The following is a 21,637-nucleotide window of genomic DNA, read 5'->3' on the forward strand; positions in this document are numbered from 1 at the left end:
CGCTCGCAGCGTAGTTCGACTGGCTTGCCTGAAGCTGTGGTTGAACTTGTGATTGTCGCTGTGGGTATCGAATTCTCCCACTGATCGAAATCCGATCATGCTGATCGAGCAGCGGGCTTCGTCATCGGGCCGTACGACAAAAGGGCCCCGGAGGGCCCTTCTGATTGAGCAGGCGGAAGATCAGCGTTGGAGGTTGACCAGTACGTCCAGCAAGTCTGATCCCGTCTGGAAGACCTTGGAGTTCGCAGTGTAGCTCTTTTGTGCCTGGATCATGTCAGTGAGCTGGCCGGCCAAATCGACGTTCGATGCTTCCAGCGAGTTCGACTGGATATAGCCGAGACCGTTGCTGTTGGCGAAGCTGGTGACCGTCACGCCTGAATCGGCATTGGCTTGATAGACGTTGCCGCTCAAGAGCGTCAGCTTGTCGGGGCTTGCAACGGTCGCGAGCGGGATCTGGTAGATCGCCTTCGGGTCGCCGGTCTTGTAGTTTGCATAGACAATGCCGTTCTTGTCGATGGTGACGCCGGTCACGGGGCTTGCCGCCTGACCATTGGTCGAGCCCGTCGAGCTGAAGTCGCTGGCCTTCTGCGTCATCCCGCTCAAATCCATCGCGATGGATCCGCCGGTTGTTGGGTCGGTGATGGTGAATGTTCCACCGCTCGTCATGTTGCCGTTTGCGTCGAATGTCAATGTGGATGGATTTGGAACATTGACTGGGTCCGACGAATAAGGGAACGAGGAGCTCCCTGACGTGCTCTTGTCGGCATTGCGATAGACGCTGACCTCCCACTGATCGGTCGCGCCCGTGGTGGAATCGGCGGACTGTATCTTGGTGTAATAAACGTCATACATGACGGAGTTGCCGAGCTTGTCGTAGGCAACCACCGAGCTCTTCTGGGTATTTGAGGTAACCGAGGTCGGGTTGGCGCTTGGCAATGTCGCTGTATCGGTAACGACGGTCGCGTTCGAATTGAGATTACCGGTGAAGGTGCCCGTTGTCGAGGGCGAGCTAGCAAGACCGCTCTGATTGACGTTGATCGGCACCAGGCCGTCGAAGCCGTTGACGACGACAGCCGGCGCTCCAGAAGCATAGGAGTAGCCCATCAGCGTATAGCCAGCGGAGTTCACGAGGTTCCCGTTTGCATCCGGCGTAAAGTCGCCCGCGCGGGTCAGGACGGTCTTGCCATCGGCGCCCTGCACGACGAAGAAGCCGGCGCCCTGGATCGACAAGTCGCTGCTCGACGAGGTGGAGACCGTGTCGCCCTGCTGCGAGACCGAATAGCTGACGTTGGTTTCGACGCTGCCGGAATTATAGTTGCCGCCGCCCGAAGGGAGAATCAACGACGAAAAGCTGGTGCTCGCCGACTTGTAGCCCGTTGTATTGACGTTCGCGATGTTGTCCGACACGGTGCTAAGCTTATTTGCCTGCGCGTTCATGCCGGAAACTGCCGTTTTCATGCTACCAAAGATGCTCATTGGTTCCTCGCACGTTGCTGATGCGGGGATGGTAGCGATAATGACTTGTGTGAAGCTGGCTTTTTGGCGTGCGCCGCCAGTTTGAATCAGTTCAAAACATTCGACGATGCTTGAGCCGGCGCGCGCTCCACATTCCCGATTCGTGGGGCTCAAGGCATGCGATCCGGTTCATATCCTGGACGGCGCACTTCGCGTCCCGCGGAGACTGCGACACAGGTCTCGATGGCCAGCGTCTCGGACCGCAAGGCATCATGAACGGCTATCGCCTGCCAAAGATCCCTGCCAAAGATAATGCCCTGGCCCCATGTTGGGTATTCGAGCCGGTCGCGGCGGCGCCTTACGTCGCCGTATCAAGATCAGTCCGGATGATGTCGGCCGTTTTCTCATAATGGAGTTGCAGCAACCGCTCGGCCTCCACGGTATCCCGGTCGAGCACGGCTCCGAGGATACGCGCATGCTCATCATTGACCTTGCGCACGCGAAAGGCTTTGCGGATCGAAAGCGCTCGATACCGGTAGAGCCTATCGGCCAGCTGCTCGCAAAAGCCTATCAATGGCTTAGATCCACATCCCCCGATCAGCAGCGCATGAAAGGCGCGGTGAAGCCTTTCCCATTCCGGATTGTCCTCGAACTGCTCCGGGTTGAGTGAGCGCGGGGTGCGCTCCAACCGATGATGGGCGACCAGAAGCGCCTCTTCCCAGTCAGGCGTTGCATTCGCCATGGATTCCCGCAGGGCCAGCGTCTCCACCCAGCAGCGCGTTTTCGTCAGCTCATGCAATTCGTCCAGGCTGATGGGTTTGACGAAGAAGCCGCGCTGTTCCTTTCCGATGACGAGGTCCTCCGTCGTCAATCGGTTCAATGCCTCGCGCAACGGGGTCTGGCCGGCATCATAGTGCTCGATCAGGAAGCGGAGCTGAAGCTTTCGGCCGGGCTCCAGGCGCGTCGAGAGAATGTCGGCCTTCAGCCGCTCATAGATGCTGGTCGCCAATGTCGCGGGGCTTCCGGCCTCTTTCTTCAGCAGGTTGACGTTCATGGTGCTCTCTGGCTTGCAAATCACTTTTTATATACACGAGGAAGCAGCGGCGCAAAATTTATAAATTTTATCTTTACGTGGTAAAGTTTGTACATTATGACGGCTCTTAACGAGGGAGGGCTCCATGAGCGGAACGAAAAAGCGAGCGTCGGGCGCCTTTGCGAACGGCTGCGCTTGTTGCGGCATTGATATCCACTGTCACGTGGTGCCCGGACGTTTTCCGCTTGCGGCAGGGAATGCTCCCATCCGTGGCTGGCCCTCGATGGTTGCCGCGGATGCTTGTCACGCAACGGTCGTTATCGATGACAAGCCTTATCGCACGGTCAGCGATGCCTGCTGGGTGGCCGAACGGCGGCTGGAGGAGATGGACAGGACCGGTATCCGCATCCAGGCTCTGTCTCCCATGCCTGAGCTCTTCGGCTATTGGATCGAAAAGACCGCGGCCCACGACCTTGTCCGATACGTCAACGATGCGATCGCTGTGATGATCGGGCAGGGCCAGGGTCGTTTCGTTGGGCTCGGCGGCCTTCCTCTTCAGGATATTGATCTTGCGATTTCCGAGTTGCATCGCCTCGTCGGCGAACTCGGTTTTCGTGGCGTCGAGATCGGCAGCAATATCAATGACGTGCCTATCGGTGATCCTCGTTTCCATCCCTTTTTTGCGGAGGCGGAGAAGCTGAATGCCGCTGTCTTCGTGCACGCCGTGCGGCCGACCGGCATGGATCGTCTCGTTGGGCCAGCGCCGCTTCAGCAGGTGCTCGCCTATCCGACCGATGTCGGATTGGCGGCAGGATCCGTGATCACCGGCGGGTTGCTTCAGAAATTCCCGAAACTGCGGATCGCTTTCAGCCACGGCGGCGGCACGTTTGCCTCGCTGCTGCCGCGGCTGCAGCAGGGCTATTCGGCCTTCCCGGCGCTCAGCGAAATCACGCATGAGAGCCCCGCCGCGCAGGCGCGGCGTCTCTATGTGGATTCGTTGGTTTTCGATCCGGACATGCTACGCCGCCTTGTCGCCGTCTTCGGCGAGGATCGCATCATGATCGGCACCGACTATCCCTTCAATTTCCGCGAGAAAGAGCCCATCGCTGGCGTCGAGGAGGCGTTTGCGGATGCGAGTTTGCGCGAGCGCCTGACATTTGCGAATGCGCGCGCTTTCCTGGGTTTGGATGAGGTTTGATCCCATGACTGAATTTCCTGTCATCGCTTTGCGCAGCGTGGAACTGGGTACGCCCGATCTCGCGTCGTCTGTCGACTTTTATACCCGCGTCTGGGGCCTGGATGTCGTCGCCGAAGTGGAGGGCAAGGTTTTCCTGGCGGCAACGGGTGCTGATTTTCATGTGTTGGAGCTAAAGCAAAGCAACCGTTCGGAACTGCGCAAGATCAGTTTTCGCGTCGGTTCGGCCGAAGCGCTGGCGTCGCTGTTCGCAAAGACGGTTACCGCAGGCTGTGCTGTCCTGCGCGACATCGGACCCGCTGATGGTCCCGCCGGTGGCGAGCGTTTCGTCATCCGCGAGCCGCAAGGCGCCGTTCTGGAATTCGTGTACGGCGACCGCCGCAAGCATGGCCGCGTGGTTCCCAACCGGCCGGAACGTCTGGCGCATGTCAACATTAACAGCGCTGATATCGAGGCGCTTTCGAACTTCTATCGCAATGTCCTCGGCTTCCGCCTGACGGACCGGTCGAGACTTATGGCTTTCCTGCGCTGCAACGACGACCATCATGCGGTCGTGCTGGCCGAGGCACCGGTCAATGGGCTGAACCATGTCGCCTTCCTGATGCCCGACCTCGAATCCGTCATGCGAGGTTCTGGTCGCGTCGTCGATCACGGCTATCCGATCGGCTGGGGCGTGGGCCGGCATGGGCCGGGCGACAACGTCTTTGCCTATTTCGTCGACCCGCAAGGCGTAGTGATCGAGTACACCGCCGAAGTCCTGCGGGTGGACGACTCCTATCGCGCCCGAGGACCCGAGGAATGGGTCTGGCCGCCCGGCCGAACCGATCACTGGGGCATTGCGCCTCCCAAAAGCGACGCCTGCAAGAAGGCACAGATTTCTATCGGCTTTTCCGGCGCCTGATGCGCCCAATAGACATTTGCAGAGGCATGCCCGTGACGAACGATAACGATATTTCGAACTCTTATGACGTGCTGGTGGTCGGCTTCGGCCCGGCTGGAGCCGTGGCCGCCGGCATGCTCGGCGCGCAAGGCCATTCCACGCTCGTCGTCGATCGGTTGACCGGTATCTATGACAAGCCGCGCGCTATCGCGCTCGACCACGAAATCCTGCGCCACTTCGACAATATGGGCATCGCCGACGAGGTGCTTCCCCATACCGCGCCGTTCACGGCCTCCCAGCACTTCGGCGCAGAGGGGCAGCTCATCCGTCGTATCGACATGGTGCCGGAACCGTATCCGCTCGGCTACACCCCGAGCATGGTGTTTACCCAGCCTCCGGTCGAAGCCGTGCTGAGACGGCATGCCGAAAGTTTCGACTGCGTGACGATAGAACTTGGCACGGAAATGGTCGATCTCGATCCTCAGGGGAATGAAGTGGTCGCGACGCTTCGGGATTCGTCCGGCGAGAGCCAGAGGATCACAGCGAGATATGTGATCGGCTGCGACGGGGCGTGGAGCCGTGTGCGTGAACTGTCGGGAATGAAGCTTAAGGATCTCGTCTTCGACGAGCCGTGGCTCGTAGTCGATTTGCAGGTACATGAAACCGCGCTGGGCAAGCTACCACAGACTTCGGCCCAGTTCTGCAATCCAGCGCGTCCGACCAGCTACATCATGGGGCCCAAAAATCACCGTCGCTGGGAAATCATGCTTCTGCCGGGCGAGGATCCACGCGAGATGGAAAAGCCCGACAATGTCTGGCGGCTGCTGTCGCCCTGGCTGGCGCCGGAAGACGGCGAGCTTTGGCGGGCCGCCGCCTATCGCTTTCATGCGCTGGTGGCCGACGAATGGCGGCGGGGGAAAGTCATGATCGCCGGCGATGCCGCGCATCAGCAGCCGCCCTTTATCGGCCAGGGCATGTGCCAGGGCCTGCGCGACGTTTCCAATCTCGTCTGGCGGCTCGACCGCATCCTGAAGGGGCAGTCTTCCGAAGCGCTGCTGGATACCTACACGGTGGAACGCAAGCGGCATGTGCAGACGCTGACCGGCAAGATCAAGGCGATTGGCCAGACGATCTGCGAACGCGATCCGGAAGCCGCCGCGGCGCGTGATGCCCGCATACTTGCCGAGGGCGGCGGTCGGCCTCTTACCATTACCCGGCAGGAAATCGTCCCGCCCATCGAGGATGGGCTGATCGCCGAAGAAGGCACGCCGGCGCGAGGATTGTTGTTCCCGCAGCCGGCAATCGTCGAAGACCCCGCTCCGCGCTTGATGGATGCCTTTACCGGAGCGCAATGGCGGCTTGTGCTCGACGGCCGCCGGATCGGGATGGCGGAAGGACAGGCGCTCGCCGACGCGATCGACGGCATCGTGGTGAAGGCTGTTGTGCCTCAAGGCGATAATACAGCCGATCCGGCCGCGCTCCGAGAAAGGGATGGCGTGCTTTCGGCCTGGTTCGAACGGCATGAAGCGATCGCTGCGCTCGTACGTCCTGACCACTATGTCTTTGGCGCCGCAGGCAACCTCGAGGCGCTTCGCCAGCAGATCGCGGACCTGCGCGCTCGCCTTGCCTGAGTCCCGCATCGGCAATCGCAGTTTTCTTTGAAGTTCTGGGAGGAACATATGTCTGAACCAACCATCGATACCGTCAGCAAATGGCGACCTTTTGCCGTCCTTATCCTGCTTTTCCTGTTCCAGACGCTGAACTTCTTCGACAAGCTCGTCTTCGGCCTTTCCGCCGTGTCGATCATGAAGGACCTCGGTATTTCGCCACAGCAGTTCGGCCTGATCGGCAGCAGCTTCTTTCTGCTGTTCTCGATTTCGGGCGTTCTTGTCGGTCTCTTCATGATCGGTCGTGTCCCCGTCAAATGGATCCTTGTCATTCTGGCGGCAATCTGGTCGCTCGCGCAGATCCCGATCTATTTTACCAGCTCGGTGACGGTTCTGGTCGCCTGCCGCATTTTGCTCGGCCTCGGCGAGGGACCTGGGCTGCCGACGGCATTGCATGCCTGCCATAACTGGTTCAGCCCGCAAAAGCGGAGCGTGCCGAGCGCCGTCGTGTTGCAGGGCATCAGTGTCGGCTTGCTCGCCGGTGGGCCGATCCTGACCTATGTCATCGTCAATTACGGCTGGCGTTCGGGCTTCCTGTTCTGCGGGCTGATCGGTGTTGCCTGGATCATCGCCTGGCTGCTCATCGGCGGCGAAGGGCCGCATGCCGTCGCGGAAAATGAAAAGGCGCGCGCCGTAGTGGGCGAGACCCCGATCCCAGCCCGCAAACTCTGGCTCGACCCGACCGTGATCGGTGTCATCATCATGTCGACCATGTCTTACTGGATCGTCGGCATGTCGGCCACGTGGCTGCCGCCCTTCCTGCAGCAGGGCCTTGGCTATTCGCAGACCGAAACCGGCTCGATCATTTCGGCCGTCTATATCTTCCAGTCGCCGCTGTTGCTGGTTGGTTCATGGATCGCGCAGCGCATGCTTCAGAAGGGCGCCAGCAAACGTGCTTCCCTCGGCAGCGCTTCTGGCTATGCGCTTCTCGTCAGTGGATTGGCGCTGATCGCCTCGGTTCATGTCAGTGGTCCATTGCAACTGGCGCTGATCGCGATCGCTTTCGCTGCTCCAAGTCTGACCACGATATACGGCCCGATCACGCTCGGTAGCGTCGCGCCGGCTGTCCAGCGCGGCCGGCTGATCGTCGTGATCTATTCGGCGAATGCGGTGTCCGCACTCGCATCCAACGCCGTCACCGGCATGATCGTGCAGGCAGCCGGACCCGATCATGTCGCGGCCGGCTATGCAAATGCCATGCTGTTCACGGCCGCGATCCTCATCATTGGCGCAATTTCCGCCTTCGCGCTGATCTTCCCGGATCGCACCATCGAGCGCTTCGGCAAGTTAACGCGCTTCACCGATCAAATGCAGCGGGTGTGAACGCGCCCGTCGCCCAGTCCGACCCCCTAAAGGAGCAAGAACCATGAGACTGTCCACCGTCAAGATCGCCGGCTGCACGACCTGGGGCGTCATCGAGGACGATCGCTTCCTCGATGCCGGCGCGGTTCTCGCGTCACGCTATGCCGATCTCAAATCGGCTGTGGCCGGCGACCTTGCCGGCGTTGCCGAGGCCGCTGGTTCCGCCGCCGCCACGCCGCTAGGTGACGTCGAATGGCTGCCGGTCATTCCCAATCCCGACAAGATCCTCTGCGTTGGGCTGAACTATGAAATGCATCGCAAGGAGACGGGGCGTGCGGAGGTGGAAAACCCGACGATCTTTGCCCGCTATGCCAATAGCCAGACGGGCCATCTCGCCCCGATCGTGCGCCCGAGGGTCTCGACGGAACTTGATTTCGAAGGCGAGCTGGCGGTCATCATCGGCAAATCGGGCCGTTACATCACCCGCGATGAGGCCATGGGATACGTTGCTGGCTATGCCTGCTACAATGACGGCAGCGTGCGTGATTTCCAGCGTCATACGCATCAGTTCACACCGGGCAAGAACTTTCCCGACACCGGCGCTTTCGGGCCTTGGATGATGACGCCGGACGAACTTGGTCCGCTGCCCGATCTTCGCATTCAGACGCGCCTCAATGGGACCGTCGTGCAGGATGCGACCTTCGGCCAAATGATTTTCGATATCGCCCGGCAGATCGAATATTGCTCCAGCTTCACACGGCTGGAACCGGGCGACGTCATCGTCAGTGGCACACCGGGCGGGGTTGGCGCCAAGCGGCAGCCGCCGCTGTGGATGAAGCCGGGAGACGTCGTGGAGGTGGAGATCGACAGGCTCGGCATTCTCAGCAACCCGGTCGTTGATGAACTAGGTTAGTATATGCTTACAGTTTGCGGTTGCGAACTGATGGGCATCGACGGGCCGACAGGTGCCGCCAAAGTACATGAGGCGGCACGGTTTGCCCCCTTTAATTTGTCGGGATCGATTGAAATTCTTTGGGGAGGGATGCCGTGAAACAGTTCATTGCCTTATGTGCGGCCGTATCGTTGCTCGCTTCAACGGCTTTGTCGCAGGAGCAGCCGGCGCTTTCGGCCCGCGTCGCCAAGACGCTGACCATTGACGGGCTTTCCTTCAAGGATCTCAATCGCAATGGCAAACTTGATCCTTATGAGGACTGGCGCCTCCCGGCTGCCGAGCGGGCGGCCAATCTCATCAGTCAGATGACGCTAGAGGAGAAGGCCGGCCTCATGATGCATGGCACGGCTCCATCCGCCGGTCCCGGTTCCGGGATGGGGGTCGGGACCGAATATGATCTTGCACGCGCCAAGGAGATGATCGACGGGCGCAAGGTCGTGACCTTCATAACGCGATTGGCGGGCGATGCCGCCCTATTGGCCGAGCAGAACAACAAGCTTCAGGAGATCGCGGAAGCTGGCCGGCTTGGGATTCCAGCGACGATCAGCACCGATCCGCGCAATCATTTCCAATTCGTACTCGGCGCGAGTGTTTCGGCCGGCGGATTCTCGAAATGGCCCGAGACCTTAGGGTTGGCGGCCATAGGCGATCCATCGCTCGTTCGCCGTTTCGGCGACATTGTCCGTCAGGAATACCGCGCCGTCGGCATACAGGAAGCATTGTCTCCGCAAGTGGATCTTGCCAGCGAGCCGCGCTGGCCACGCACCAACGGTACGTTCGGCGAGGATGCGCAACTTTCCAAATCCATGGCGGAAGCTTATGTGGCGGGGTTTCAAAACGGCGAGAACGGCATCAACAAGGACAGTGTCGTCGCCGTGGCCAAACACTGGGTCGGCTACGGTGCGGCAAAAGACGGTTATGACAGCCACAACGCCTATGGACGCCACGCGACCTTTCCAGGCAATAATTTTGCCGAACATCTCATTCCGTTTGAGGGAGCTTTCAAGGCGAAGGTCGCCGGCGTCATGCCGACATATTCGATCCTTGACGGTGTGACGCTCGGCGGCAAGCTGCTGGAGCCGGTGGGAGCGGGATACAGCAAGCAGCTTCTGACCGATCTGCTGCGTGGCCAATACGGCTTCCAGGGTGTCGTTCTCAGCGATTGGCTGATCACCAACGACTGCAAGGGAACTTGCCTGGATGGCGAGAAGCCGGGCGTAAAGCCGACTTTGAACGAGGAAACCTTCGGCATGCCTTGGGGCGTGGAGGATTTGAGCCGTGTCGACCGCTTTGCCAAGGCCGTCAATGCCGGCGTCGATCAGTTCGGCGGTGTCACTTCTTCCGATCTTCTCGTTCAGGCGGTGAAGGAAGGAAAGATCAAGCAACAGCGCATCGATCAATCCGCAACTCGTATCCTTGTCCAGAAATTCGAGCAGGGCCTTTTTGAAAATCCCTATGTCGAACCGCAAAAGGCGCACGTGATTGTTGGCAATGGGGCATTTGCTGCGGAGGCAACCGCCGCTCAAAGCCGCGCCATGGTCTTGCTCGACAATAAGGCTGGCCTGCTGCCTGTGACGCCAGGCAAAAAGGTGTTCCTGTACGGCGTTGATGCAAAAATCGTGTCGGCACGCGGCTTTACCGTGGTGACGGACGCCAAGGATGCCGATTTTGCGGTGATGCGTCTCAGCGCGCCCTATCAGCAGCCTCATATGAACTATTTCTTCGGGTCCCGTCAGCAGGAAGGAGATTTGGATTTCAAGGACGGCAATGCCGATTTCGAGACGTTCAAGGAAACGGCGAAACAGGTTCCGACGGTTGTCTCCATCTATCTGGCCCGTCCGGCAATCCTCACCGGCATACGCGAGCATGCCGCTGCAATCCTCGCCAATTTCGGCGCAAGCGACACAGCCTTGTTCGATGTGATCGAGGGCAAGCGGAAAGCTGAAGGCAGGCTGCCTTTCGAGCTTCCTTCATCGATGGAAGAGGTGCGCGCGCAGAAATCCGATGTGCCGCACGACACATCCCGCCCGCTTTATTCGATCGGTTATCGCATGCAGTACTGATATCGGGCCGGTCCGACCTGGTTTGACAAATCGGCCCGATAGGTCATCAGCAGCCGGCGAAGCTGTTGATCGATCTGGCAATGGTAATATCGAGTTCGCGCATTTGGTCTCCCATCGCGTCGCGATGGGACGCGCCAGCTCAATGATATCTGCCCGAAGCCACCATGGGAGCTATAAGCAGGCGGTTCAAGCCCTTTTGAGACACTCTCTGAAAGACAGCAGGATGAGATCGGTCATGGACGAAAAAGTCGCGCCAGCGACAATGGTGCTGTCGGTTCGATCCATTCGGCGATCCGATCATCGTTGTTGCGGGTTGCCGCGGGACCGATTGTTGACCTTGACCTTCCTATTCCTTGTAAGATCGTGAAGGTTTGGGAGCTATGTCGCTCTTGCACTGGGGACGACCAGGCTGACGTGACACGCTGGAGTTCCGTGTCGGCCGGTCAGATGCGCCGCCGCCGACGCATCGGAAGGCCTTGATGCTTGATCGCCTCCGTCGGCCCCATTCTGGTGGCGCCCTGACCGACGCCTCGAGAAAGCACTCGAAACCAGGGTTCTTCAGCTTTACGTCAGTCAAAGAGACTATTTCCCAGAAAAACAACACGCCGCGGCTGTATGCACGTGTCGGCGGCGTCGGAGCGTTGAATTTGAATCTTGTTCTTAGGCGCTCGTCGTCCGTGGCGTCCGTCCCCGGATACGAGCCTGGCGGCTTCACCTATCGCCGCGATATCGACGGCCTGCGCGCCCTGGCGATCCTTCCGGTCGTTCTCTATCACACCAGCATCCCGGGGTTTGGCGGCGGCTTCGTCGGCGTTGATATATTCTTCGTCATTTCCGGCTTCCTGATGGCATCACTGATTTCCAAGGAAATCGCGACGGGCGAATTCAGTCTCGTCCGATTCTATGAGCGCCGTATCCGGCGGATTTTTCCGGCATTGTTCGCTGTCCTGGCCACGTCTTCGGTCGCGGCATGGTTCCTGCTGATGCCAGCCGAATTTGCCTATTTCGCGCGTAGCTTGAAGGCGGCCGCCCTGTTCACATCGAATATCCAATTCGACAAGGAGAGCGGATACTTCGATATCGGCGCGCAAATGAAGCCGCTGCTGCACACTTGGTCCTTGGCGGTCGAGGAGCAGTTCTACATTCTGTTTCCCTTGCTGTTATTGGTCCTAAACCGGTTTGCGCGACGGTATATCGCATCGATCCTGGCTGGATTGCTGGCCGTGTCTTTCGCAGCGGTCACATGGACGCTGTTCCGGTCGCAGCCCGACGCATTTTATCTGCTGCAATTTCGCGCCTGGGAGCTGCTCCTAGGAGCGATGCTGGCCCTCGGTGTCCTACCGATGCCAAAGCGACCTCAGGTGCGAGCCGGATTGGCCTGCGCCGGTGTGCTTTTGATCGCGATCGCCGTCTTCGGCTTTAGCGAGCGGACACTCTTCCCCGGGCCGGCAGCTCTGCTACCCTGTCTTGGCGCGGCACTGGTGATCCATGCGCGAGACGAGCTCGGGCCAGCGAGCAGAGTTCTACGATCGCGGCCAATGGTCTTCGTTGGGTTGATCTCCTACTCGCTTTATCTCTGGCATTGGCCGCTCATCGTCTTCAGCCGCGAGGTGACGGGACGGGAGCTTTCGCTGATGCAGGGCGGCCTGATCGTGCTGGCGTCGCTCGCCATGTCCATCATCTCATGGCGCTTCATCGAGCGGCCGTTCCGTGGACGCGGCAGCCTGGTAAAGCGCTCGCCGTTATTTGCTGGGGCACTGACCGTCGTGATCGCCGCTGCCGGATTGGGAGACTATGTCGCCCATCACGGCGGTGTACCCGGTCGACTGCCGGCGGATGTGCAGCGGGTTTATGCTTCCACTTACGATCAGAGCCGCTTCAGCCTACCGCCGTGCTTTGCTGAATCCGACACGGCAGGGCGTCCTGCTGCGGATATTCGTGCGGGCAAGCTTTGTCCGCTTGGGCCGGAGGAGGCGGCGAAACCCACTTTTCTCGTTTGGGGCGATTCCCATTCCGGCGCCATGGCGCCCGCCATCGATGCGGCGGCGAGGCAGGTTGGGATCAGCGGCCTATTCGCAGGCCATTCGTCGTGCCCGCCTTTGCCAGATGTTCAGCTCACACCGCGCGGTGATACCGAGCTTTGCGGCGATTTCAACGGCGCGGTGCTCGATCTGATTAAGGCCCAGCATATTCCACTGGTTTTCCTGGTGGCCTATTGGCCCAAATATGTCCACGATGCCGAAATGCCCAATGAGGGGCCGTATTTCGATGCTTCCGTGCAGCCTCCAGTGGAGGATCGATCGGCGTCGGTCGTCCAATCGATGGACCGCCTGATTGCCGATCTGACTAGTCAGGGCATCAAGGTCGTGCTGGTCTCGGATGTCCCCGAAATGGGGCGCTATATGCCGGAGGCCGTCGCCAAGGCGATGATGCAAGGCACGTCAACGGAGGTTGCTCCCCCCTTGGAGTATATCGAGAAGAGGCAGGCGCTCTCGCATGTGATCCTAAGCCGTGTGGCTGCGAAATATGGTGCAACGATCATCGATCCGCTTCCAGCCATCTGCGGCAGCGATCGTTGCGATGCCATGCGAAACGGTCTGCCGCTTTATAAGGATGCCGATCATCTCACAGCGACGTTCGCGGCGACCTTGAGCTCGCTCTACGTCCCCGTGCTGTCCGAAGCTCGTCAATCGCTGCGGGCGACCTTGGATTCCTCCGGAAAGTGAGTGGGACGAGAATGTATTTCGTTTCCACGGCTGGCTCATGCTGCCGGCGTACGGGGGCAGGGTGGACCGATTGGTCGATCCGTATCGGCAGCCTCTCCTGAAGAAGGATTGGCTGCCGTAGCTGGCGATACAGCGAAATCGATTATATGGCGTTCCTCTAACTGTCCGATCCTGCAGCGCGTAATGCGAATGCTCATACAGCCGAGAAGATGGCCATAAGTGCCACATGGATGGCAGTCGAGGCGGTTCGAATGTCGGGTTTGGCGCCACGCCAGCGAAATCAGAGACTTGTCGCCAGTGCCTCCATCCAGATCGCGACGGCTGCTGCGCCACCGTCTTGGGTGCCGAGAGCTCTTTCGCCGAGATAGCTCGCGCGGCCGAGCTTCGGTACCATATCCGCCGTGCGGCGTGCGCCTTCGGCCGCGGCGGAGGCTGCCTGCTTCCAGGCCTCGGCGGCGGGCACCTTGACGCCGGTTGCCTCGAGCGCTCGCAAGGCCGGATCAAGCGCATCGAGCATGGTGCGGTCACCCGGCTTTGCTCCTCCTATCTCGCTGATGGCAGCGATACCGATCGCGAGGGCGGTGCGAAAATCTTCAGGCGAGAAACGATTGTGCTCGCCGAGATGGCGCCCAGCCCGCGTCAACGCGATTGCATAGAAGGGTCCGGAGCTTCCGGCGATCGCCCGCCGTAGCGCATTGCCGATTGCGACCAGCGCGTTGGCGGGGTTGATCCAGGCGCTTTCGGGCAGGGTGCGAATGGCTTCGGCGCCACGAAGCATGCTCGCGCCGAGATCGCCGTCGCCTGCCTTGCTGTCGAGCTCGGTCAGATGGGCTTCGGCCGCCTCCAGCGCATCACAGACGGCGAGACCGATGCGGCGCAAATCGTGAGGGTCGAACCGGCCCGCATCGCCGAGCGGAGCTTCGCTCTCCGGCATGTTCGGCACCCGCACGATATGGGGTGCTTCCGAGATCGCGCCGCCCCGCGGCCACGCGGTCGCGGACGTATCGGCATCCAGCAGTTCGATATCGCCCTCGTCCAGGTTCAGGAGTGAAATCGAGCAACCCGGCATTTCGAGCGCCGTCAGGAAATTGCCGCTCCAGGCCCGTTCGATCCTGAGACCACGAGAACGCAGCGATGCGATCGCGCGACGGGTGACGACCGCCAGCTCCATGGGCGGCGTTGCCCCGAGCCCATTGATGAGCAATGCGACCCTGGAACCTAACGCAAGCTGCATGTCCGTGACGATCTGCCCGATGATCCTGTCGGTGATGGCGTCCGCAGGCAGATGTTTCGTGCGCTCGACGCCCTTTTCGCCATGGATGCCGAGGCCAAGTTCGATTTCGTCATCAGCGAGCGTGAAACCGGCCTTGCCGGCGGCCGGCACGATGCAGGCACCGAGCGCTACGCCCATTGTGCCGAGTCGCGACGCGGCCGACCGAGCGATGGCGGCAACCTCCTTCAGGCTCTTGCCGCTCGCCGCGGCCGCGCCCGCGATCTTATGGACAAGTACCGTTCCGGCGATGCCGCGGCGGCGCTCACGCGGCACGAGACCGGAAAGCGCCACATCGTCCGCCACGACGACGAGCTCGGTCGGGATTCCCTCGATAGCGGCGAGTTCTCCGGCAAGGCCGAAATTCAAGCGGTCGCCGGTATAATTCTTCACGATCAGCAGCGCGCCGGCGGGGCCGGCGCTGGCGCGAATGGCGGCAAGCACGGCATCGACGCTCGGCGAGGTGAAGACCTCGCCGGTAACAGCCGCGGTCAACATGCCAGGCCCGACATACCCGGCATGGGCCGGTTCATGGCCGGCGCCGCCGCCCGAGATCAGGGCGACCGCCCGGTCCGCGATCGCGGGTAGGTCGGCGCGCAGGATGACATTCTCCGTGTCGAGCAGCGCAAGGCCGGGCGCGAGGGCGACAATGCCCTCCAGCATTTCCCGCACCACGTCAGCGGGTCGATTGATAAGTTTCTTCATTATCCTTCATCCTATTGCTGCTTGCACGGAAGCGCTTTCAGTCGCTTCGCACCTTCCTCGATGAGCGCCAGGATCAACGGCAAAACACATGTGTCGCAATCTTCCCCCCAGGCCCGAAAACCGAGCCCGGTGCGACCCTCACGCCTGCCTTCTCCAGGATCCTGCGCGCCATATCATAGCTGCAAGACGCGCACGTTCGCCAGCTATCGAGTTTCGATCCGATGATTTCGCGCCCACGCGTCGATCGAGCGATGTACACGGCTTTGTCGACTGCTATGGCGCCAGCATATCGGCGAGCGCATGCCGCATGGATTCGCTCGAAATGCCGAAGAGACCGCCATAGGGAAGGTCGAGATCCAAGATGACAAACATGACGCTCGCCACCGAAATGATGGCGACGGTGACAATGGAGCCGGTGAGCGGGTTTCTGGGGGCCTGAAGACCAAAGCTTAGGAATACCAGCATAAGCCAGAAGATCAGGACACCAAGAAACGGTGCCGAAAGCGAGCCGTGCGCGTCCTCGATCACGGTCCATCGCGCCGCCAGGAGATCACTGAAGAGCTGATTACAACGGGTCACGAGCAACTGATGCAAGGGATCGGTGGGCCGCTCGCGGGCAATGCCGAGACCCATATCATTGAGAATTGCTCCAAGAACGGGCGCTTCGCCAGTCAAAGGCAATTTTGATATGTCGGGATATGTCACCCCCGCTGGAACTGGCTCACCTGGCCATGTGCTGGCAATGACGGCGGTTGTGTAGCCGCGCAGAAGTTGTCGCTCATGATCCAATGCCGGGCCGTAATTCCTCAGACAGCGGTCCATCTCTGCCAGGCTGGCGGCGTAGCGGTTGCGATCGTGAGACGCCGTTGTGAATGCGTTCAGCTCCGATGCCAGGAGCAAGCTCATGACGAGTGCGGCAAAGGTGACAAGAAGGGCTGTAACGACCCGGAGAAAGTCCATCGTCTCGTTGCCGCGATGCGGGGCGGGTAATCTCGCGCGCAATATCGAACCGAGCGCGGCGCTAAACACGAGGAGAATAAACAAAGCCAGCGTCCACACCGCTTCGCGCTGCATCGAAAAATGCTCCTGCTCCATATGGCCGTTGATTATGTCATGTATATCGAGGAAGCGGGAGGATAAAAGCTCCATCCTTTCACGGGTGTTCGCATAGCCCAGCAGGCCGGTATCCCTTGCAGCCGGGGGAGTTTTGAAATCAGCTATGCGACAAGTTGGCAGAATGGATCAGGTGCATACCGCGATGCAAACGGACAGCCAGATCAAGGCGACCCCAAGTGCCAACGCGCGCCTGGCACCGACAACTTTCTCCGCCTCTTCTTTCGCTACCGGCGTCGTTACGATCCAGGGCACGGAGCCGAGAGCTGCGAATCCGATAATGGCTAAGGCCACGACGAAATAATCGGATATACGCCAGGGCCCCTGATCATACACTCCCCAATAGCCCAGAAAGGCCATTCCCACTGCAAACATCGTCGCGGACGCTGAGCAAAGCCCCGTGACGGAGCCCGCGGGTGCCCGCAACTTGCTTTTCTCCGGTGTTGACCCGTTCATGACGCCATATCCACGACGGCAAGTCGCCTCTCCGCATATATGTCAGGAATTGCGCGCGACGTGAAGCGATTGAAATCGCCAAAGGCCGGATCGCAAGAATGACGATCATCATGTTCGATCTCCAACCTACAATCCGTCTCTCGCGGCCTCGATTCTCTAACGCAGGATCAGTGGGCTGGTATCCCGCGCTCCCAGCCCGGTTTCTAACAGACCTGATTGGTCATGAACGGAAGAGGCCTCGAACATTTCAGGCCGCTTCCACTCTTATCCCCTTCACACCTTATCCGGAACCGGAGTGAGCAGTGGGTGCGGGCGGGACGTCGGTGCCCGCACCCTTCTCTTCGGCCGGTCTTTTGGTCCGGAGGAGGGACAGCACAAAGACGAAGAAGACCGGGACGAAGAAGACGGCGAGGATTGTCGCGGAGATCATGCCGCCGAGGACGCCGGTGCCGATCGCGTTCTGGCTGGCGGCACTGGGACCCGTGGCGATGGCGAGCGGTACGACGCCGAGCGTGAAGGCAAGTGACGTCATCACGATCGGGCGGAAGCGGACACAGGCCGCCTCGATCGCCGAGTCGAGCAGGGACTTGCCTTGAGCATAGTAATCCCTTGCGAACTCGACGATCAGGATGGCGTTCTTCGCCGACAGGCCGATGATCGCGATGAGCCCAACCTTGAAATAAAGGTCGTTCGGCATCTCGCGCAGGATTGCCGCCAGCACGCAGCCGATGATGCCGAGTGGGACGACAAGCATGACCGATAGCGGGATCGACCAGCTCTCATAAAGGCCTGCAAGCAGCAGAAAGACGAAGAGGATACTGAAGGCGAAGAGGATCGGCGCCTGGCTGCCGGAGGTGATTTCCTCGCGCGACTGGCCGGACCACTCGTAGCCGAAGCCGTCGGAAAGTTCGGATGCGAGGCGTTCCATCTCGGCAATCGCAGCACCCGAAGACTTGCCTACCGCTGCCTCGCCGGTGATGCGGATCGTCGGATAACCATTGTAGCCTACGATCTGCGGATCGCCCTTGCGCCAGTCGGCGGTCGCGAACGACGAGAGCGGCACCATCCCGCCGCTTGCGTTGCGAACGTTCAGTTTCATCATGTCTTCCACCTGCATGCGGCTGCGGCCGTCCGCCTGCACGATGACCTGCTGCATGCGGCCGGCATTCGGATAGTCGTTGATATAGGAAGAGCCGAGGCTTGTGGTGATCGCATCGTTGATGTCGGAGAAGCCGACGCCGAAGGTGTTTGCCTTTTCGCGGTCGATCGCCAGCACGATCTGCGCAGCCTCCTGCATTCCCTCGATGCGGACATTCGTCACCACGCTGCTCTCGGCCGCCTTTGCCATCAACTCGTCTCCGGCCAGCTTCAGCGCCTTTTGCCCGCGCCCGGAGCGATCCTGGAGCCTGAAGGAGAAACCGCTTGCTGTGCCGAAGCCGTCGATCGGCGGCGGCGACAGCGCATAGGAGGTGGCGTCCTTCAATCCGGCGAGCTGTGCGTTGACGCGCTCGGCGATTTCAGGCACCGAACTGCCGGCCGGCCGAACGGCCCAGTCCTTGAGCGTCACGAAGGCGATGGCCGAGTTCGGGCCGTTTCCGGAGAAGCTGAAGCCCTGGACGGCGAAGACGTTCTCGACAGCCGGTTCTGCGCTGAAAATCGCTTCGATCTGCTTTAATGACGCGATCGTGCGGTTGGCGCTCGCTTCCGGCGGTCCCTGGATATCGACGATCAGGATGCCCTGATCTTCCTCCGGCACGAAGGAACCAGGCAGGTTGACGAAAAGATAGCCGAGGCCGACGACGAGCGCGAGATAGACGCCCATCACGCGTCCCGGCCGCCGCGCCAGCCCAGCCGCGATCTCGGTGTAGCTCGCCGTCATTCCATCGAACTTGCGATTGAACCAGCCGCCGAGACCCTTCCTCTCATGGTGATTTCCGTCGATCGGCTTCAGGAAGGTGGCGCAGAGCGCCGGCGTCAGCGACAGCGCCAGAAAGGCCGAGAACATGATCGAGGCGACCATGGTCAGCGAGAACTGGCGGTAGATGATGCCGGAGGCTCCTGGGAAGAATGCCATTGGAATGAAGACGCAGGACAGCACCAATGTAATGCCGAGGATGGCGCCGGTGATCTGCTTCATCGCCTTCTGCGTCGCGGCTTTCGGGGGCAAACCTTCTTCGGCCATGATGCGCTCGACATTCTCGACCACGACGATCGCGTCGTCGACAAGGATGCCGATCGCCAGAACCATGGCAAACATGGTCAACACGTTGATGGAGAAGCCTGTCGCATACATGATGGCGCAGGTGCCCAGCAGCGCGACCGGCACGACGAGTGTCGGGATGACCGTGTAGCGGAAGTTCTGCAAGAAGACGAACATCACGATAAAGACGAGCACGATCGCCTCGATAAGCGTGTGAACGACCTTCTCGATCGAGGCATTGACGAAGGGGCTGGTGTCGTAGGGTATCGAGTACTCGACGCCCTTCGGGAAGAATTTCGACAGTTCGTCCATTTTCGCCCTGACGGCGCCTGACACGGCGACGGCGTTGCCGGTCGAGGAAAGCTGGATGGCAAGGCCGGCGCTCGGATTGCCGTTGAGCCGACTTGCGGTCGAATAGGTTTCCGCGCCGTCCTCGACGCGCGCGACGTCGCGCAGGCGCACGGTCGAGCCATCGGGATTGGCGCGGAGGATGACGTCGCCGAATTGCTTCGCACTGTCGAGCTGGCCTTCGACGATCACGGTCACGGTCAAATCCTGGCCGACCGGATTGGGCGTGGCGCCGATCTGGCCGGCCGCGACCTGCGCATTCTGGGCTGCGATTGCCGCACCGATGTCTGCCGCCGTCAAGTGAAGACCCACCATCTTATCCGGGTCGATCCAGACGCGTAGCGCCCGCTGTGAGGCGAAGACCTGAGCCCGGCCTACGCCCGGCAAACGGCGCAGCTCTCCAAGGATATTGCGGTTGATGTAATCGCCAAGCGCGATCTCGTCCATCTTGCCGTCGGTCGAGGTCAGGGCGGCGATCAACAGGAAGCCGGCGCTCGCTTCCTCAACCTGAATGCCCTGCGTGCGGACCGCCTGCGGCAGCCGCGCCTCGACGCGTCGAACGGCGTTTTGGACGTCGACGGTCGCCTTGCCGATATCGGTTCCGGAGACGAAGGTCGCATTGATGCTCACCGAGCCGGAATTGTCGGAGGTCGATTCGAAATAGGCGATGCCATGGACGCCGTTCAGCTCCTCCTCGATCAGGCGGGTAACCCCCTGATAGATTTCCTGCGGGGAAGCGCCGGGGTAGGAGGCGGCAATGGAGAGCTGCGGCGGAGCGACGGCGGGATATTGCGCCACCGGTAATACAGGAATCGTAATGATCCCCGCGATCATGATGAAGAAAGCGAAGACCCATGCGAGGACGGGTCGCCCGATAAAGAACTGTGCCATGATTTAATTACTTTGCGGCCTGGTCTGCGGTGTTCGGCTCCGCGTTTTGTGGCGTCCATGGTTCGGCGGCGACCTTGCCGCCGGGCGTGACCTTCTGGACCCCTTCGGCGATGATGGTTTCGCCGTCCTTCAGGCCCGAAAGGACGATCCATTCGGCGCCGAGGGATGCGCCGAGGGCGATATTGCGTATCTGGGCCGTTTGATCGGAAGAGAGCACGAGGACCTGAGGATTGCCTTCGGCGTCCCTCGTCACGGCTCTCTGCGGAATGGTAATGCCGCTCTTCTGGACGGCCTGCTCGATGCGCACACGCACATACATGCCGGGCAGAAGATCGCCATCGGGATTGGGAAATTCCGCGCGCAGCGTGACCTGTCCCGTATTGGGGTCTACATTCGCATTCGAAAACAAAAGCTTGCCGGACTTGGAATAGCTTTTCCCGCCATCGAGGACGAGTTCGACCAACGCCTCTCCGGGCGCCGGGCTCTGCAGCTTGCCTTCGCTGACGGCGCGCTTCAACGCCAGGAGATCCTGCGCCGATTGCGTGAAGTCGGCATAGACCGGATTGATCTGCTGGATGAGCGCGAGGTTGGACGCGCCCTCGGCAGTCACGAGTGTTCCTTCGGTTACGAGGGCGCCGCCGATGATGCCGGTGATGGGTGCCCGCACCTGCGTATAGCCGAGATTGATCTCCGCCTCGTCGAGCGCCGCTTCCTGGGACGCGACATCGGCCTCGGCCTGGGCAAGATTGACGGCGGCGGTATCGTAGTCGACGGCCGTCGAGACATTGCGCTCACGGAGCGAGCGTTGGCGTTCCAGTTGCTGCTTGGCATTGGCCTGCACGGCCTTTGCCTTCTGCAAGGCCGCCTTGGCGCTCGCCACCCGCACCTGAAACAGTTTCGGGTCGATCCGGTAAAGGACGTCGCCCTGATGGACGAGGCTGCCTTGTTGAAAGACGCGCTCCTGGAGGATGCCCGAGACCCGAGCACGCACTTCGGAGATCCTGGTCGCGGCTATGCGTCCGGGAAGCTCGCTCATGACAGGGACCGGATGCGCCTTGATTTCCAGGACACCGACGGCGGGCGGGGGCGTTTCGCCGCTCCCCTGTGCGTACGCGTGGCCGGAAACCAGCGCGAGCATCGCCGCCGCCGCCAATATTGCCTTCCAGCAAGGCAGTTCGAATGCAGATCGCATGAATGTATTCCCAATTGGCCGTGACGCGCCGAGATCGTCGCTCCGCGTCTTGCCGGCATGAACTATCCGAAAGGAGCCGCTTCAACGCCGGGCGCGAGTGGCACTTTCGTCCGAGCCTAAGCAAACATCGGGATTGTTGTTCTTTGGTCGACGTTTTGTGGAGGTTTCATGGAGGAGGGTGGAGGAATA

General features: G+C 60.6%; 14 protein-coding genes. 7 read left to right on the forward strand and 7 right to left on the reverse strand.

Features of this window, described 5'->3' with window-relative positions; all coding sequences use genetic code 11:
* Positions 1–180: 180 nt before the first annotated feature.
* Together GDN47_RS17910 and GDN47_RS17915 are read right to left on the reverse strand one after the other, a co-directional pair.
* On the reverse strand, positions 181–1,476 hold the full coding sequence (locus GDN47_RS17910; RefSeq protein WP_113353417.1) for a flagellar hook protein FlgE: 1,296 nt from the start codon (positions 1,474–1,476) through the stop codon (positions 181–183).
* A 337-nt stretch (positions 1,477–1,813) separates the two neighbouring features.
* On the reverse strand, positions 1,814–2,509 hold the full coding sequence (locus tag GDN47_RS17915) for a GntR family transcriptional regulator (RefSeq protein WP_113353416.1): 696 nt from the start codon (positions 2,507–2,509) through the stop codon (positions 1,814–1,816).
* A gap of 124 nt (positions 2,510–2,633) precedes the next feature.
* On the opposite strand from GDN47_RS17915, the gene GDN47_RS17920 reads away from it, so the two are divergent.
* The 7 genes from GDN47_RS17920 to GDN47_RS17950 all read left to right on the forward strand — a co-directional run bounded on the left by GDN47_RS17920 (position 2,634) and on the right by GDN47_RS17950 (position 13,273).
* Positions 2,634–3,686 carry an amidohydrolase family protein gene (locus GDN47_RS17920; protein WP_152093933.1) on the forward strand — a complete coding sequence of 351 codons (1,053 nt, stop codon included), beginning with the start codon at positions 2,634–2,636 and terminating at the stop codon, positions 3,684–3,686.
* A 4-nt stretch (positions 3,687–3,690) separates the two neighbouring features.
* A complete protein-coding gene (locus tag GDN47_RS17925) occupies positions 3,691–4,584 on the forward strand; it encodes a VOC family protein (RefSeq protein WP_152093934.1) in 894 nt (297 codons plus the stop codon).
* A 26-nt stretch (positions 4,585–4,610) separates the two neighbouring features.
* Positions 4,611–6,194: a bifunctional 3-(3-hydroxy-phenyl)propionate/3-hydroxycinnamic acid hydroxylase gene (locus GDN47_RS17930; RefSeq protein ID WP_113395154.1), complete on the forward strand. Its 1,584-nt coding sequence runs from the start codon at positions 4,611–4,613 to the stop codon at positions 6,192–6,194.
* 48 nt (positions 6,195–6,242) lie between these two features.
* On the forward strand, positions 6,243–7,553 hold the full coding sequence (locus GDN47_RS17935; RefSeq protein ID WP_113420673.1) for an MFS transporter: 1,311 nt from the start codon (positions 6,243–6,245) through the stop codon (positions 7,551–7,553).
* Between the two features lie 43 nt (positions 7,554–7,596).
* The gene (locus tag GDN47_RS17940) at positions 7,597–8,445 is read left to right on the forward strand and encodes a fumarylacetoacetate hydrolase family protein (protein ID WP_113353412.1); all 849 of its coding nucleotides are present in this window, start codon (positions 7,597–7,599) and stop codon (positions 8,443–8,445) included.
* A gap of 134 nt (positions 8,446–8,579) precedes the next feature.
* Positions 8,580–10,547, forward strand: a complete 1,968-nt coding sequence (locus GDN47_RS17945) for a glycoside hydrolase family 3 protein (protein ID WP_152093935.1) — start codon at positions 8,580–8,582, stop codon at positions 10,545–10,547.
* A 677-nt stretch (positions 10,548–11,224) separates the two neighbouring features.
* Positions 11,225–13,273, forward strand: a complete 2,049-nt coding sequence (locus tag GDN47_RS17950; protein ID WP_233789983.1) for an acyltransferase family protein — start codon at positions 11,225–11,227, stop codon at positions 13,271–13,273.
* A 280-nt stretch (positions 13,274–13,553) separates the two neighbouring features.
* Here GDN47_RS17950 and GDN47_RS17955 read toward each other — a convergent pair whose 3' ends face one another.
* The 5 genes from GDN47_RS17955 to GDN47_RS17975 all read right to left on the reverse strand — a co-directional run bounded on the left by GDN47_RS17955 (position 13,554) and on the right by GDN47_RS17975 (position 21,448).
* A complete protein-coding gene (locus GDN47_RS17955) occupies positions 13,554–15,248 on the reverse strand; it encodes a dihydroxyacetone kinase family protein (protein ID WP_152093937.1) in 1,695 nt (564 codons plus the stop codon).
* Positions 15,249–15,521: 273 nt separating this feature from the next.
* Positions 15,522–16,322 carry a bestrophin-like domain gene (locus GDN47_RS17960; RefSeq protein ID WP_113353584.1) on the reverse strand — a complete coding sequence of 267 codons (801 nt, stop codon included), beginning with the start codon at positions 16,320–16,322 and terminating at the stop codon, positions 15,522–15,524.
* A 168-nt stretch (positions 16,323–16,490) separates the two neighbouring features.
* The gene (locus GDN47_RS17965) at positions 16,491–16,817 is read right to left on the reverse strand and encodes a hypothetical protein (RefSeq protein WP_145634219.1); all 327 of its coding nucleotides are present in this window, start codon (positions 16,815–16,817) and stop codon (positions 16,491–16,493) included.
* A gap of 280 nt (positions 16,818–17,097) precedes the next feature.
* The gene (locus GDN47_RS17970) at positions 17,098–20,256 is read right to left on the reverse strand and encodes a multidrug efflux RND transporter permease subunit (protein WP_152093938.1); all 3,159 of its coding nucleotides are present in this window, start codon (positions 20,254–20,256) and stop codon (positions 17,098–17,100) included.
* Between the two features lie 7 nt (positions 20,257–20,263).
* The gene (locus GDN47_RS17975) at positions 20,264–21,448 is read right to left on the reverse strand and encodes an efflux RND transporter periplasmic adaptor subunit (protein WP_113353408.1); all 1,185 of its coding nucleotides are present in this window, start codon (positions 21,446–21,448) and stop codon (positions 20,264–20,266) included.
* Positions 21,449–21,637 lie beyond the last annotated feature (189 nt).

Origin of the sequence: Martinezella dioscoreae (assembly GCF_009176305.1) — a bacterium.
Classification (GTDB): Bacteria; Pseudomonadota; Alphaproteobacteria; order Rhizobiales; family Rhizobiaceae; genus Rhizobium; species Rhizobium dioscoreae.